The following is a 14,924-nucleotide window of genomic DNA, read 5'->3' as shown; positions in this document are numbered from 1 at the left end:
TTGAACCAATTCACTGCGACGCTCAGCGAAGCCGTTGCCCGTCCTCTGCGAAAACAAGGATGTCACCGGCTGCCACGCCAAGAGAGATTGTCTGCCCGTCGAGGCTATCGCGGCGCCCGCGCGTCTCGACGACAATTGGCCGTCCGTCTGCAAGCCGCGTATGCAGGTAGGAGACACCACCAAGGTCCTCCTCCATGTCGACGGTGACAGGAATACCGTTTTCCACCGTATGAAGGTGTTCCGGCCTAAGCCCGACCCTGACCCGGGTTCCATCACCGACATCGTTGGCGATCTCAGCTTTAAGCTCCCTGTCTGTTCCATCTATACCAATCCGCAAACTGCCGTTCGCACGGCCGAGCACCCTGCCGGACAGGAAGTTCATCGCGGGCGAGCCGATAAAACCGCCGACGAACTGGTTGTCGGGATTGTCGTAAAGCTGCAAGGGTTTGCCAGCCTGCTGGACCACCCCGCCTTTGAGGACGAATATCCGGTCCGCCAGGGTCATCGCTTCCACCTGGTCGTGCGTGACATAGATCATCGTCGCGCCGATCTGCTTGTGAAGCTTGGCCAATTCGAGCCGCATCTGCACGCGCAGCTCAGCATCAAGATTGGACAGCGGTTCATCGAACAGAAACACCTTCGGCTGGCGAACGATCGCCCGCCCGATCGCGACGCGCTGGCGCTGACCACCCGAAAGTTCGGATGGCCGTTTTTTGAGGTGATCTTCGAGGTGAAGGATGCGCGCTGCCTCGTTCACCATCTCATTCACCTTCGTCTTGGCCGTCTTCTTCAACCTCAGGGAAAAGGCCATGTTTTCGAAGACTGTCAGGTGCGGGTAGAGTGCGTAGGACTGGAACACCATCGCGACCTCGCGCTTGGCTGGCTCCACGTCCGTAACATCCCTGCCCTCGATGGTGATCTTGCCCGCCGTTGTGTCTTCCAGTCCTGCAATCATGCGCAAAAGCGTGGATTTGCCACAGCCGGAAGGTCCGACAAAGACTGCGAAGTCACCGGTGGGTATTTCCATGCTCACGTCATGAATGACATCCACCGCGCCGAAGCTCTTTTTGACATTGCTGAGTGTGATGCCCATACCAGGCCTCAATTCAGCTTAAGACGGAAGACGTGGTAGGAAAGCGGTGCGATTGCGCCCTTGAGCTTGCCGTCTTCCACACCAACACCCGAACCAGCCTTTGGAACCACATGATCCGGCCGGTCAGGACCGTTGGTTTCGTTCAGACCGTAACCTTCCATTGCATGGTGCTCTGCAAGAGAGAGATCGGAAAAGCCGGTCAACCCGACGTCAAGCTCGGCCTTCTCCGTCAGGTGACGGTTGACGACGAACAACGTCAACATGCCCTCGTCCCTGTTGTAGACGGCGGAAACATCGAGGTAGGAGACGTCGTCGGCAACGCTGCAATCGTAGGTCGGTGCATCAACGGCAACGTTCAAAGCCTGACCGCGGCCATAGATCGAAGCAAAGCGATAGGGATGGTAAATCGTCTGGCGCCACGCGGGGCCATTCTTTTCAGCACGGATTGGAGCAATGACGTTCACAAGCTGCGCGATGCAGGCAATACGAACACGGTCCGAGCGACGGATGAATTCATTGAGGAGACCCGCAACAAACAGCGCATCTTCGAAATTGTAGGTTTCCTCGAGAAGTGCCGGGGCTTCCGGCCAGTCCCAGGTGCGCCAGCGATGGCTGTCCTCGTCGCGAATGTGATACCAGACGTTCCACTCGTCAAAGCAGATATAGACGTCGTTCTTGGCGCGTTTCTTCGCCTTCACGTAGTCGATCGCACCGGCAATCGTCTGGATGTATCGGCCGGTTTCCTCGATCTTGCCGAAGTAGTTCAGCGTATCCTTGCTCTTGTTTCCGAAATATTTGTGCAGCGAGATGTAGTCGACGTTCTCGTAGCACTCCTCGAGAACCTCGCGTTCCCACTCGGGATAGGTCGCCATTCCGTCGTTGGAGCTGCCGCAGACGATCGCCTCAATGTCCTTGTCGAAGCCCTTGAAGGCCTTTGCGGTCTCATTGGCCAACCGGCCATATTCGGTTGCGACCTTGTGACCGATCTGCCAGGGACCATCCATCTCATTGCCAAGGCACCACATCTTGACATCATGGCCATTCGGCTTGCCATGCGAGTGACGCAGATCACTCCATGTCGTACCGCCCGGGAAGTTGACATATTCAAGGAAATTGCGGGCGTCTTCCAGTCCGCGCGAACCGAGATTGACCGCAAGCATCATTTCGATGCCTGCCATTTTGGACCAGTCGGCAAACTCGTTGATGCCAATCTGGTTGGTCTCCTTCGAACGCCAGGCAAGATCGAGACGAACAGGACGGTTCTCGCGCGGACCGATACCGTCTTCCCAGCGGTAGGCCGATACGAAATTACCACCGGGATAACGAATGGCGGGGATTTTCAGATCCTGCACGAATTTCAGAACATCCTTGCGGAAACCCTGGGCGTCAGCCTGCGGGTGGCCAGGCTCATAGATACCACCGTAGATCGCCCGTCCCATGTGTTCGATGAAGGCGGAATAGAGCCTTTCATCGATGTCGCTAATCTTGAAGTCGCGATGGACGGCTATACGAGCCTTCATGAATGTCTCCTCCATAACAATCAATTATTACGATATGCATCGTAATTTTCGATATACTTCGACAGAGGCGGACGCGTTGTCAATGGGGATATTGTGCTGCACTGCGAAGCGAGACCTGAAAGAGGGCTCGCTCCCGTTATTCGCTCAGAGTTTTCAGCCGAAGGAGAATGTCCTGATCGTAGTTGCCGAAGCCGCGACCAAAAATGTTGATGCCGCCTGGATGCTTGCTGTCTGCCTTGACTTCCACACGTAAGCGCACGGATCTGTGCTCGTTGAGCCCGAGATCGCTTGCCTTGATATCGGAAATCTTATGCCCATCGACAAAAGTGCCGCCAGGTCCGACGGACCAGGTCTTGAGCATGCCGTATTGGGACCCCTGGAGCTTCCACCATGCCGGGGTGTATGTGCCGCGCCGATCTCCGAAATCGCCCGGAGAGGTCCATACACCGATTTCAACACCGTTGATCGACAAGACGATGTCGGAAGGCCAGTTCGCAAGCGTCCCGGGCACCTCCGAACTGACCTCCATCACGACATCAACGGATTCGATCAACTCCCCGCGAAGCTTGGCATTATTGGGAAACTGGTATTCAACAAATCCGCTGGTGAACCACAACAGGCTGGTTTTCATGCGCTCCGGGTCCATGTAGGTTTCCGGAACGTCGAGGAGGCCGATTATCCCTTCCGTCGAACAAATGCCGCAAGGTGCGGTCACCGCGTTGCTGGTGTAAAGCCCAAGCGGCATTGAAACTTCGATGACATTGTCGCGGATTGCTTCGGGAGCAGGCTGTAGAGTCACGATCAATTCGTCATAGACCGCAAAACAGACCTTCTGATTTCCCTTTTTTGCCCGTCTCGATTCGGTACGAATAAGACCGGCCTCTTCCAGGATCTTGAGGTGGGATGAGACGGATGATTGCGGAAGCTCGGAAACTTCGGCAAGTTCATTGACGTTGATGCCGGGATGATTTGCGATTTCCTGCAAAAGCTGAATGCGTGGAAGAGCAAAAATCCCCTTCAATGCCCCCAGATCCTTGCGAGGATCAATCACCAAGAATTTCGAACTCATTATAGCTCCCAACATCAGAATATGGGATCTATATCAGTTTTCCCGATAAATATGTAGATGTCTTTTGTCGTAGAATTTCGCTGCGTCGGCAGGGAAGGCCGGAGAGACGTGCAGGACAGCCTCTCCGGGTAGGAGAACGTCGGGCGTTTAACCGCGCTGCTCGAAACGTTCCGGCCGGAAGGTGGCCAGCATCGGGTGTTCTTTACCGGTGGCGATTTCATAGGCCAGCAATTCACCAATGATCAGGCCAAGCGTCGCACCGCTGTGACTGAAGGCAACATAATAACCAGGGATACGTTTCAGCGCCCCAACGACCGGCTCACCGTCGCCCGGGATAGGCTTGCCACCAACACCGATGGACGCCACCTCGAGCTCCGGATTGCCTTCCAGCACCTTGGACGCTTCCTTGAGCAAGGCCTCGACGACCGAATGGTCGATCTCGTGACTTCCATCTGCCTTGACCTTCACGCCTTCATCGGCAGCCCAATCCGCATCAATCGAAAACGTCCCGCCTGGCGCTGGCCGCACGGCAACACGCGGCGTGTTCAACACCGCCGCAAGGGGGTGATCGAGCGGCTTTGTCTGTACCAGAAGGGCGACCGGGGTATCATCACCGATTGTCAGACCTGATTCCGCCGCCATTTTTGGCACGTCAGGCCCTGTCGCAAGAACAACCACATCCGCGCTGAACCGGCTGTCCGACGTTGTCACCACGCCAACGGCACGCCCTTCCTCGACTATGACGCTCGCCTTTCCCTGATCAGTGATGAGCACGCCGCCAAGAGCGGAAAATTCCTCCAGAAGATGACCGATCAGTCGCGGCAGATCGACCCAGCCTTCGCCAGGATTAAAGATCGCCCCCGGCGCCGTCACCGCCCGCGTATCAACACCTGGCGTCGAGTTTGCAACAGCCTGGGACGACAGGTGCCTGGCGTCATAGCCGATCGAGGTTTCATATGCGAAGGCGCGTTCTATGCCGTTGCCTTCGCCTTCTGCGTCCCAGGTGAGGCCGCCTTCGAAACGCAACCAGTCCGCATCCTGATGACGGGCAGCAAGCGTGCGATAGCGATCGATCCCTGCCATCCGCAAGAGATGATAGGGTTCGGAGCGCATTCTGGCGGAGTTCAACCAGGAGAGTGAACGGCCAGATGCACCGTTTGCCGGTGGCCCATCATTGACGATGGTGACTTTCACGCCGCGACGGGCGAGCTGCAAACCGGTGGAAACGCCAAAGATGCCGGCGCCGATGATGATGGCTGAAGTGATGATGGTGTCGCTCATTATCGTGTCTTTCGATGGTTGTTCGTCAAGATCGGTAAGAATGATCAGGGGCTTTCCCAGCGTCCGCTCGTCGTCGAACGCATCAGCGCGTCTATCGCCTTCATGTTGGCGACGGCGTCGTCGAGGCCGTCGGAAAGCGGCGTTCCTGTCAAAATGGCAGATGCGAAGGCATCGACCTGTTCGCGATACTGGTCGACGGGATCGATAATGATCTCCTCGCATCCGCCGCCGGAGAGATCACGCCCGTCATCAATCGCGATCACCGTCACCTCATCTGCCGGGGCGTTGAACGGCACCTTTATCTCGATACGGCCCCGGGTTCCGAGGATCGTTACTTTCTGGGTCAGCGCCAGTTGCGTCGCGCAGGTGAAGACAAGCTGGCGCGCTCCTGGAAACTCCATCAGCCCGCTTGTCAGTCTATCTGTGCCGAAGGCCGGATCACGTTCCATCAAGGCGATGGCGCGCAGCGGCTCGGCATCAAACAGAAAACGCGCTGTATTGATGGCGTAACAACCGACGTCGAATAGCCCACCGCCACCAATGGATGCCTGGTTTCGGACATTCGATGGATCATCGAGATAATAGGAAAAGATCGTCTGGATCGCCCTGAACTCTCCGATGCGCCCTTCCGCAATGAGAGCTTTCGCCCGTTTCCACTGCGGATGGTGACGCACCATAAACGCTTCAGCGACAGGAAGCTGCGCCTTAGCCTGCGCTTTTGCCAACACCGCGGCTTCTTCTGCATTGAGTGCAATCGGCTTTTCGCACAGCACTGGTTTGCCATGCTCCAGTGCCTTGAGGGTCATGGGCACGTGAAGGTGATTGGGAAGCGGATTATAAATGGCATCCACCTCTGGATCGGCGAGCAATGCCTCGTAGCTGCCATAGGGCTTGGCAATCCCGAAAGATGCCGCGGTTTCCTCGGCCTTGGTGAGATCACGCGACGCAATCGCTGTGACCCTGCCAAGACGACTGGATTGAATGGCCGGGATAACGGCCTTGACCGCAATCCCTGCACAGCCAAGCACACCCCATCTAATTGTCTTTGTCTTTGTCATTGTCTTCTCCTGCGCGCCGATCTCACAGCACTTCCGCAAGGAAGCGCTGAAGGCGCGGGCTTTGCGGATGATCAAAAATTGCTTCGGGCGTTCCTGCCTCGACAACACGCCCCTCATCCATGAACACAACCTGGTCCGCCACACGCCGGGCGAAGCCCATTTCATGGGTCACGACGATCATCGTCATGCCCTGTTTTCCAAGGTCGGCCATGAGGTTGAGGACACCCTTCACCAGTTCCGGATCGAGAGCACTTGTCACCTCATCGAACAGGATGACTTCCGGCTCCATCGCCAAGGCACGGGCAATTGCCACGCGTTGCTGTTGACCACCAGAAAGACCACCTGGCCGATGGTGCTGACGGCTCGCCAGACCGACATCGGCAAGGCGTGCCTTGGCGATACGCTCGGCCTCTGCCTTGGACATGCCCTTGATCTTCGTGAGCGACAACATGACGTTTTCAAGCGCTGTGTGATCGGGGAAGAGATTGAAATGCTGGAAAACCATACCGACGCGACGGCGCAATCGTTCCGGCTTCATCGCAAGAATGCTCTGCCCGTCAACGAGGATGTCGCCGCTTTTCGGCTCGACCAGCCGGTTAAGGCAGCGCAGCAGCGTCGACTTTCCAGAACCGGACGGTCCAATGATGCATGTGACACTTCCGGCTTTGACCTGTAGATCGACGCCTTTCAGGACATCGAGGTCACCATAGGCCATACCGAGCTGGCGAACATCCACACTACCGCCCGTGAACGACGATTGGGTGGAGCGGGAGGCGCTGTCGAGTTCACTGACCTCTTCAAGACCGCTGGTGATCGCTGTTGGGCGTTGTTTACCGACCCGAAGACGAAAGTCGATCGCGTTGACGACATGTGTCAGCGGAACAGTAACGACGAGATAAAAGATGCCCGCGAGCAAGAGTGGTGACAGGTTGCCGGTTACGACAGCCTGGTCCTGGCCAACACGGAAGATTTCCCGTTCCGACGCCAATAGCCCCAGAAAATAGACAAGGCTGGAATCTTTCACATTGCCGATAAACTGGTTGACCAGTGCCGGCAGCACTCGGCGCACACCCTGCGGCACCACGATCAGCCGCATCCCCTGCCCGTAGCTCATACTGAGCGCCCGGCAAGCCTCCATCTGCCCGCGCTCGACGCTCTGGATGCCAGACCGGAAAATCTCGCCAATGTAGGCGCCAGCAATCAGGCTGAGCGCAAGGATGCCAAGCGGGTAAGGCGATGGACCGAACAATTCACGCCCGAGGCGGGCAAATCCCTGACCGATCAATAGAATGGTAACAATGGCTGGAAGCCCGCGAAAGATATCCGTGTAGATACGGGCAGGTATACGCAGCCACGCAGAGCGCGATATGCCCATGATAGCGAGTATCATGCCGATCACGACACCGAGCACCGTCGATGCGGCAGCCAGGATCAGCGTATTCTTCAATCCAACCGTAATCATGGTCGGCAGGACTTCTGCCATAGCATTCCAGTCAAGGAAGCTGCGACGTAAGTTCTCGAGCCAGTTCATCTGATATTCCCCTGCATGAAGAAAAGCCGGTCCGACCCCGGGGAGCCGGACCGGGAGGTGGCATCACTGCTTGGGAAGATAAGCTTCTGGCATCGGCGTACCCGGGAACCACTTCTCGTGCAGCTTCTTCCAGGTGCCGTCCTGCATTGCGGCATGCAGTTCCTTGTTCAGCGCGTCGCGCAACGCATCGTTGCCCTTTCGAATGACGAAGCCGGCAGGCGCATCGAAGCTTGGAACATTGACAGCAATCTTGAGTGCCGGGTAACGGCCGGAGTAATCCTTCGCTGCCTCGTAATCGAGGAAGTGGGCGTCGATCGTGCCATTGTTGAGGGCCGACACGGCCGTGTTGTTATCGGGGAATTTTACGAGATCAGCATCTGCGAAGTTCTTCTGGGCATAGATTTCCTGCAGGGTCCCCTGCACGACACCAAGGCGCTTACCCTTGAGGCCGGCTGCATCCTTGATGCTTGCCTCCGGTGTCAGCACAGTGAGATAACCGGCGAGGTAACCATCAGAAAAGTCCACAGTCTCCTTGCGCTTGGCGGTCGTTCCGATTGCGGCAGCGGCAACATCAAAGCGGCTGTTTGCGACTGACGGCATGAGAGCGGCAAACTCCTGGCCGGTAAAGATGACCTGATCTTTCTTGAAACCGAGACGCTCGGCGATATTGAGGAAGAGCTCGATATCAAAACCGGTAAAACTGCCGTCTGCGGTGGTGAAGGCATAAGGCTTGGCGTCGCCCATCGTGCCAACGCTGATTGTACCTGCGTCGATCAGGCCATAGGGATTTTCTGCAGCATAGGCCGGGATGGCACTGACCGAGGCCGAAAGACCAACGGCAAGTCCCAGAATGGCTGCACGTACTCTGGTGAAAGGTGACGTTATTGCTTGTGAAAATGTCATTGGTTCATTCTCCTCTGGTGGTAACGTTTTGCGATTTTTGAAGCCACACGGGTCCCACCCGGACGAAGACATTGCAGCTCGCGTCCGGACCATGTGATCACATGCCGATTAATTAGAAACTTCATTATGAGACCGGTCTCTTTATTGATTGAGACCGGTCTCTTTGATTTAAGTCAATTGTTATCTTCGCATTTGCTACTCGTCAATATCTCTTGTAAGGCTTGTTTCATGGAACCGAATTTGACCCAAAACAGCTCCGTGACCGTCGCCGATGTCGCCCGCAAGGCAGGCGTCTCGAAAGCGACGGCGGCGCGCGTCCTGGGCGGATACGGAACCGTCAGCGAACGTGTTCGCGAGATCGTCACGGAAGCCGCCCGCGCGCTGGACTACCGTCCGAATGAACTTGCCCGCAGCATGACGACAGGACGCTCGGGCACGATCGGTGTTGTCGTCGGGGATATCGAGAACCCGTTCTTCAGCCTCGCCATGCGCGGCATCGCAGATGTCGCCCGCCAAGCCGGCTTCACGGTTATTCTCATCAATTCAGGAGAGGACGTCAGCGCGGAAAAGGAGGCGATCCGCACACTGCTCGCAAAGCGCGTCGATGGCCTGATTGTTTCACCCGCTAAGGAAAGCGACGTCGAGCACTTGCGGGAGGTTGCCCGTTCAGGACGCCCTCTCGCCTTGCTTGATCGGGGAATAGAGGCCTTCGAGGTCGATACTGTGATCGCCGATGATCGGCATGCTGCAGAAGGCGTCACACGCCAGCTGATCGCCCTTGGCCATCGGCGCATAGCCTATCTGACCGCCTGTGACACGCCTGACCATATATTCCGCTCCCCAGGCGACATCAACACCGGATCGGTCCGTCGCCGCGTTGAGGGTTACCTCGACATCTGTCACGAGGCAGGCTTCAGCAAAAGCGAAATGACTGTTCAGATGGGCGCATCGACGCCTGAACTTGCCAGCGAGATTGCAAGGGCGATGCTTGAAGCGAAGGATCGTCCGACTGCGATCATTGCATCGGACAGTGTTATTGGACTTGAAGTGTTCAAGACGGCAAGAGCAATAGGCCTTTCGATCCCCGACGATCTTTCTCTCATTTCCTTTCATGACGCCGATTGGACAGCGGTCACCTCTCCGCCTGTCACAGTGGTACGCCAACCCGTCTACCGGCTTGGCGAGATGGCGGCAAAGCTGCTCGTCGAACGCCTTAGCGGATTTGATGCCGCAGCCCGACGCGTGGTGCTGGAAACAGAGGTGATCCAGCGTGCCTCGATTGCGAGCCCCTTGGGAACATCCGTTTCTTCGTGAAGCCGCCCCGGCGATCGTGCCGGGGCCTGCTTCTTTGAGCAATCAGTTGAAAGGCGACAGGCATTGTGCGCGCACACCGGCATGCGGCACGTAGGAATTGTCCGCAGCGCGGTAACTCCTGTATCTTTTCGCGCACCATGCATAATGATCCGGGGAAAGCGCCCGCTCGTGCATATGCCTTGCTCCCGGCGGCGGCGGTGGAGGCGGATTTCCATTGTCTGGGGGCGGCGGCATTTCCTGCGCGTTACCGGCGACGGCTCCACCGACGATCGCGCCGGCCGCAAAGGCAGCCAAAGGATACCACCATCCGTCGGGCCCACGTCTGTAACCGTCACGTCCCTCACGGAGGCCGTGGTAACCGTTCCACTCCCCGGGCGCGTTTTGCGCGACCAGGATGTCAGTCCCATGCAGCAGGTCAAAAGGCGCAGCCATCGCAGGCGGCGTCATCACAAATGTCACGGTGACCATGGCGGCCAACGCAAGGCTGGCTTTCCTGCCAAATTGTTTCATTCCATTCTCCTTTTTTTCGGTCGGCTAAGAAGCGGAAGAAAACGAGGGCATTCGTGGCGGGAGAGTGGCGATTTCGGGCGGGAAACAACTTATAAAAAACCGGCAAGTTTCAGATACGGAAACTGCCGCCACGCAATTTTTGATATACAATACATTACCAAATCATCGTTGCCGTACTCGATTTCCGAAGCCTAGCGTGACGTCTTGATCTGTTAAATCGAGAATGCAATGTCGACCTTTGGTAGCCTTATAATCCTCGTTTTTCTGGCAATTGGTATTTTCGCCTTCTATCGGTGGGCATCATGCGACACCGGGAGGCAAGATTAGAACTGAGGTGACGATAATGAATGTTCCGAACCAAATTGAACCTGCAGACTACGACGTTGCGGCCCGCGTGACGCAGATCATCGTAGAGCAACTCGGGGTGGACGCCGACAAAGTCACCAACGAGGCGAGTTTTTCCGACGATCTGAATGCAGATTCCCTCGAAGTCGTACAGATCGTCATGGAAATCGAAGAGGCGTTCAATCTCGAAATCCCGGACAAGGCGGCAGACAAGATCATCACAGTCGGAGATGCCATCCGTTTCATAGAGACGGCCAAAGGCTGAACGGTAGACTGAAACTCACGATTTACGGCGTCAGATTGGCTCTAAAGCCGTGGCCGAGACCGCCATTTTCTGCTGCTCGGCCAGGCGCCAGGCTTGAGGCGACATACCAGTCTCGCGCCTGAAGAACCGATTGAAGTAGGCCGGATCGGCAAAACCCAGGCCCTCGCCAATCATCCGTACTGTCGAGGCTGTAAATATCAGTTCCTGCTTGGCGACTTCGAGTTGTCGCCTGGCGACAAGCCGTTGCAGGCTCAAGCCGCAGGCGTTTCTGACAAGCCGGTTGAGATACGTTTGAGAAAGGCCAAGCCTTTCCGCATAAAAGGCAGCCTGACGAGGCTCGCGTACATGCCGAGCGATCAATGAAAGCAGAAGGTCGAAGCGTTTTTCCGTGACACCGTCTCCCCTCTCCAGGCTGATAGGACGGGCAATCCTGGCAAGCCAGGTCGCAACGACAGCGAGCTGCCCTTCGATCATCGCGTCCCACCCCACCTCATGCGCGATGTACTCTCGTGAAATGGTTTGGAAGGCTGACTGAAGCAAATCAAGCTCCGGGATGTCTTTCAAAGCCATGAGCTTGGGGTTTGCGAAATTTCGGCGCAGCACGGCTTGCGTAGAGGTTGAAAGCGCTCCCGGTAAAACCGTAACGATCACGCCTTCGATCGTTCGCGAAAATCTGAAACCGTGCTCGAACCCCGGTGGGACAACAATCGCGACCGGCGGATTGATCGGCTCGACCCGCCCCTCGAATACGGCGTCGCCTTCACCGCCGGAAATAAAGAGTACCTGCAGAAACCCTGCATGCCGGTGCGAACCGATCTCGAACCGGTGCAGGCTGCTTCTCGAATAAAGCGTTTCGCAATGAAACCGAAACTCGCTGTCTGGTACCGGCTCCTCCCCGTAAAGTCGATCTCCCATCGCAGCACGCATTCAATTCGGCCTCCCCTCCGATGGTCGGATTGTGCAATTATTGCGCGGAAAAGTCCATTGAGAACCTGCTTTGGCAACGGCAATTTCTTGACCGGAGATAATTTCGGGAGGAAAGAATGCGCACGCAGGTCGTCATTATCGGCTCTGGCCCGTCGGGCCTTTTGCTCGGCCAGTTGCTGGCGAAGTCCGGCATCGACAACATTATTCTGGATCGCGTCAGCAAGGACTATATTCTTGGCCGCGTTCGCGCCGGCGTCCTGGAAGAGGGCACAGTCCACCTCCTCGAAAAGGTCGAGGCCGCGGGACGACTGCACCGGGAGGGCTTGCCGCATGACGGATTTTCTCTGGCTTTCGACGGCCGTGACCACCGCATCGACCTCTTCGATCTGACGGGCGGCAAACGCGTCATGGTCTATGGCCAGACAGAGGTCACACATGATCTCATGGATGCGCGCGAGAACGCCGGCGCGACCACAATCTACGATGCATCAAACGTCATCCCCCACGATTTCGATGGCGAAAGTCCCTATGTTACCTATGAAAAGGATGGCTTAACGCACCGCATTGATTGCGATTTCATCGCGGGTTGCGATGGCTTTCACGGTGTCAGCCGCAAGTCTGTTCCGCAAAAGGCCATCCAGGAATTCGAGCGTGTTTACCCGTTTGGCTGGCTCGGCATTCTAGCCGATGTGCCGCCAGTCAGTCATGAACTGATCTATGCCAACCATCCGCGCGGCTTTGCACTCTGTTCCATGCGCTCGCAAACACGCAGCCGATATTACATTCAGTGCTCGCTGGACGACAAGGTTGAGGACTGGAGCGATCAACGCTTCTGGGACGAGATACGCACCCGGCTTCCCGAGGAACATGCGCAAGGCATGACGACTGGCGCCTCCTTCGAAAAGTCGATCGCTCCTTTGCGATCCTTCGTTTCGGAGCCGATGCGCTTTGGCCGTCTCTTCATGGCAGGAGATGCCGCGCACATCGTGCCACCAACCGGGGCCAAGGGACTGAACCTCGCGGCAAGCGATGTTCACTACTTGAGTGAGGCATTGATCGAATTTTACAATGAACAGTCAGAAGCAGGCATCGACGCCTATTCGCAAAACGCACTCGCCCGCGTCTGGAAAGCGGTCCGCTTCTCCTGGTGGATGACAACAATGATGCACCGGTTCCCTGAAACCGGAGATTTCGGGCAACGCATTCAGGAAGCCGAACTCGACTATCTGACGCATTCGCGTGCTGCTTCCACGTCGCTCGCGGAGAATTACGTCGGCCTGCCGTTCTGACCGGTGGCTTCGGAAAGTAGGTCATTCGCCGTCTCGCGAATGGCCTGCATGAGCAATGCCAGCGGCAATGACGGTTGCGTATCTGCACGCACAGTCAGTCCAACGGGGCCGCTGGTATCGCCGGTATCCACGGGCAGGATCGCCAAAATCCCATCGGCGATATCCGCTGCGACAACGCCTTCGGAAATGATCCAGACGGCATCACTGGTTCTCAGATAGGCGCGTCCAAATGCATCGGAAACCGTTTCGATGCGGATGGGCAAGGCCGAAACGCCATTGGCGATCAGGAATTGCTCGACAACAGGACCAATCACCGATTGCCGCGTCGGCATGAGCACCGGAAACTCGTGCAGGCGCTCGAAAACGGAGACGCCTTCACCAAGAAGAGGATGGTCTGCACGGACGACGAAACGGACCTTTTCGGAGTAAAGGTGTTCGAAGGAAAAACCGGCCATTTTTTCCGGCGCAGCCAGACGACCGACAACGAGATCGAGATCCCCGACCCTTAGCTGTTCCAGAAGGACAGCGTTTTCCCCAGTGACGATCTTGACGGGACTTCCGGTTTTTTCTGCGAGAAAACCGTCCATCGCCTTTGGCATGATCCTGACCGAAACGGTTGGAAGAGCTCCTATCCTGACCGGGGGTCCTGCCCGTCCAGCTTCCTGCGAAACGGAATCGACAGCCTGCCTGAGCGCGGTCATCGTCGCACCTGCATGCCGCAGAAAGATCTCTCCGTAACGGCTTATTCTGATACCGCGCCCTTCGCGATCAAACAGCGATACACCGAGGATTTCTTCCAGTTCACGGATGGTTTTGGTAACCGCCGGCTGGCTCACATGAAGAATTTCCGACGCTCTGATGACGCTTTTCTGGCGCGCAACCTCCACGAAGGTCTGCAGGTGTCGGAACTTTATGCGCTGGTCGACCATCGATCCATAATCCATAGGTTATCATTTTCATCAATAAACTCATTTTACTTAACCGTATGGCACTTGCAATATCGCCGGCAGGAGGAGTCATCATGAATTTTCTGCGTTCTGGCGACAACGCGATCCACTTCCGCGCCACGGGACTTGGCAGCGGAAAGCCAGTCATCGCCTTTATCAATTCGCTTGGAACAGACTTTCGCATCTGGCAGCCCGTCATTGATGCGCTTGGCGAAAACTACGCTTTTGTGCTGCACGACAAGCGCGGACATGGTTTGTCCGATATTGGCGCTACGCCCTACTCTATCGACGATCACGTCGATGACCTGATCGCGTTGCTCGATCATCTCGGCGTCAAGAAGGCGATCATCTGGGGTCTATCGGTTGGTGGATTGGTTGCGCAGGGCCTTTTCGCCCGCCGCCCCGATTTGGCGCAGGCACTCGTGCTTAGCAACACGGCCCACAAAATCGGCACAGCCGACATGTGGAACGGCCGCATCGAAAAGATCTCCGCCGATGGCCTGTCATCTCTGATCGACCCGGTCATGGAGCGCTGGTTCACACCGGCATTCCGCGATCCGTCGAACGTGATTTACGCCGGCGCACGCAACATGTTGGCACGCCAGCCGGCAGAAGGCTACAGCGGCACCTGTGCAGCAATTCGCGACGCGGACTTTACCGAAGCCACTCGCCGCATCTCGGTCCCGACACTCTGCGTCGCGGGCGATGGCGACGGCTCGACGTCGCCTGAGCTGATAGAGACGCTCGCAAGCCTGATACCGGGTGCACGCTCCATCACCATTGAGCAATGCGGCCACATTCCCTGCCTTGAGCAACCGGCGGTTTATGCAAAAGCCGTCAGTGATTTTCTCAATACCTTGCCGGAGGCCTGA

Annotated in this window: 14 protein-coding genes; 4 read left to right on the top strand and 10 right to left on the bottom strand. The window is 56.7% G+C overall.

The genetic code is table 11. The features are described from left to right. Positions 1-22 precede the first annotated feature (22 nt). From ACIQT8_RS20725 to ACIQT8_RS20695, 7 genes are all read right to left on the bottom strand, one after another. Positions 23-1,093 carry an ABC transporter ATP-binding protein gene (locus tag ACIQT8_RS20725; protein WP_400969089.1) on the bottom strand — a complete coding sequence of 357 codons (1,071 nt, stop codon included), beginning with the start codon at positions 1,091-1,093 and terminating at the stop codon, positions 23-25. Positions 1,094-1,101: 8 nt separating this feature from the next. After that, positions 1,102-2,613 (bottom strand): alpha-N-arabinofuranosidase, encoded by a 1,512-nt coding sequence (locus ACIQT8_RS20720; RefSeq protein ID WP_138792792.1) that lies wholly within the window; start codon positions 2,611-2,613, stop codon positions 1,102-1,104. A 136-nt stretch (positions 2,614-2,749) separates the two neighbouring features. Then, positions 2,750-3,682 carry a transcriptional regulator gene (locus ACIQT8_RS20715; RefSeq protein ID WP_138792793.1) on the bottom strand — a complete coding sequence of 311 codons (933 nt, stop codon included), beginning with the start codon at positions 3,680-3,682 and terminating at the stop codon, positions 2,750-2,752. Between the two features lie 147 nt (positions 3,683-3,829). Beyond that, a complete protein-coding gene (locus ACIQT8_RS20710) occupies positions 3,830-4,963 on the bottom strand; it encodes an NAD(P)/FAD-dependent oxidoreductase (protein ID WP_400969085.1) in 1,134 nt (377 codons plus the stop codon). A 44-nt stretch (positions 4,964-5,007) separates the two neighbouring features. Continuing rightward, positions 5,008-6,021: a Gfo/Idh/MocA family protein gene (locus tag ACIQT8_RS20705; protein WP_400969082.1), complete on the bottom strand. Its 1,014-nt coding sequence runs from the start codon at positions 6,019-6,021 to the stop codon at positions 5,008-5,010. 22 nt (positions 6,022-6,043) lie between these two features. After that, positions 6,044-7,552: an amino acid ABC transporter permease/ATP-binding protein gene (locus tag ACIQT8_RS20700; protein WP_400969079.1), complete on the bottom strand. Its 1,509-nt coding sequence runs from the start codon at positions 7,550-7,552 to the stop codon at positions 6,044-6,046. A gap of 63 nt (positions 7,553-7,615) precedes the next feature. After that, positions 7,616-8,455 (bottom strand): ABC transporter substrate-binding protein, encoded by an 840-nt coding sequence (locus ACIQT8_RS20695; protein WP_262526628.1) that lies wholly within the window; start codon positions 8,453-8,455, stop codon positions 7,616-7,618. Between the two features lie 228 nt (positions 8,456-8,683). On the opposite strand from ACIQT8_RS20695, the gene ACIQT8_RS20690 reads away from it, so the two are divergent. Then, positions 8,684-9,769: a LacI family DNA-binding transcriptional regulator gene (locus tag ACIQT8_RS20690; protein WP_400969075.1), complete on the top strand. Its 1,086-nt coding sequence runs from the start codon at positions 8,684-8,686 to the stop codon at positions 9,767-9,769. A gap of 42 nt (positions 9,770-9,811) precedes the next feature. Here ACIQT8_RS20690 and ACIQT8_RS20685 read toward each other — a convergent pair whose 3' ends face one another. Further along, positions 9,812-10,279 carry a BA14K family protein gene (locus tag ACIQT8_RS20685; RefSeq protein WP_400969072.1) on the bottom strand — a complete coding sequence of 156 codons (468 nt, stop codon included), beginning with the start codon at positions 10,277-10,279 and terminating at the stop codon, positions 9,812-9,814. 343 nt (positions 10,280-10,622) lie between these two features. On the opposite strand from ACIQT8_RS20685, the gene ACIQT8_RS20680 reads away from it, so the two are divergent. Then, positions 10,623-10,889: an acyl carrier protein gene (locus ACIQT8_RS20680; RefSeq protein ID WP_400969069.1), complete on the top strand. Its 267-nt coding sequence runs from the start codon at positions 10,623-10,625 to the stop codon at positions 10,887-10,889. A 30-nt stretch (positions 10,890-10,919) separates the two neighbouring features. Here the strand turns inward: ACIQT8_RS20680 and ACIQT8_RS20675 are convergent, their stop codons facing one another. Next, positions 10,920-11,816, bottom strand: coding sequence for a helix-turn-helix domain-containing protein (locus ACIQT8_RS20675; RefSeq protein ID WP_400969066.1), 897 nt, complete (start codon positions 11,814-11,816; stop codon positions 10,920-10,922). A gap of 116 nt (positions 11,817-11,932) precedes the next feature. Here ACIQT8_RS20675 and pobA point away from each other — a divergent pair, with 116 nt between their 5' ends. Continuing rightward, complete coding sequence (gene pobA / locus ACIQT8_RS20670) at positions 11,933-13,105, top strand: 4-hydroxybenzoate 3-monooxygenase (RefSeq protein ID WP_400969063.1); 1,173 nt, start codon at positions 11,933-11,935, stop codon at positions 13,103-13,105. Here the strand turns inward: pobA and pcaQ are convergent. Continuing rightward, complete coding sequence (pcaQ, locus tag ACIQT8_RS20665; protein ID WP_400969230.1) at positions 13,084-14,034, bottom strand: pca operon transcription factor PcaQ; 951 nt, start codon at positions 14,032-14,034, stop codon at positions 13,084-13,086. The genes pobA and pcaQ overlap by 22 nt on opposite strands. A 92-nt stretch (positions 14,035-14,126) precedes the next feature. Here pcaQ and pcaD point away from each other — a divergent pair, with 92 nt between their 5' ends. Further along, positions 14,127-14,924 carry a 3-oxoadipate enol-lactonase gene (gene pcaD / locus ACIQT8_RS20660; protein WP_400969060.1) on the top strand — a complete coding sequence of 266 codons (798 nt, stop codon included), beginning with the start codon at positions 14,127-14,129 and terminating at the stop codon, positions 14,922-14,924.

The organism is Agrobacterium sp. NPDC090273, from assembly GCF_044772305.1.
In the GTDB taxonomy this organism is placed as follows: Bacteria; Pseudomonadota; Alphaproteobacteria; order Rhizobiales; family Rhizobiaceae; genus Agrobacterium.
Note: the sequence above shows the minus strand (reverse complement) of the source record. Positions and strands in the feature narration are given on the sequence as shown.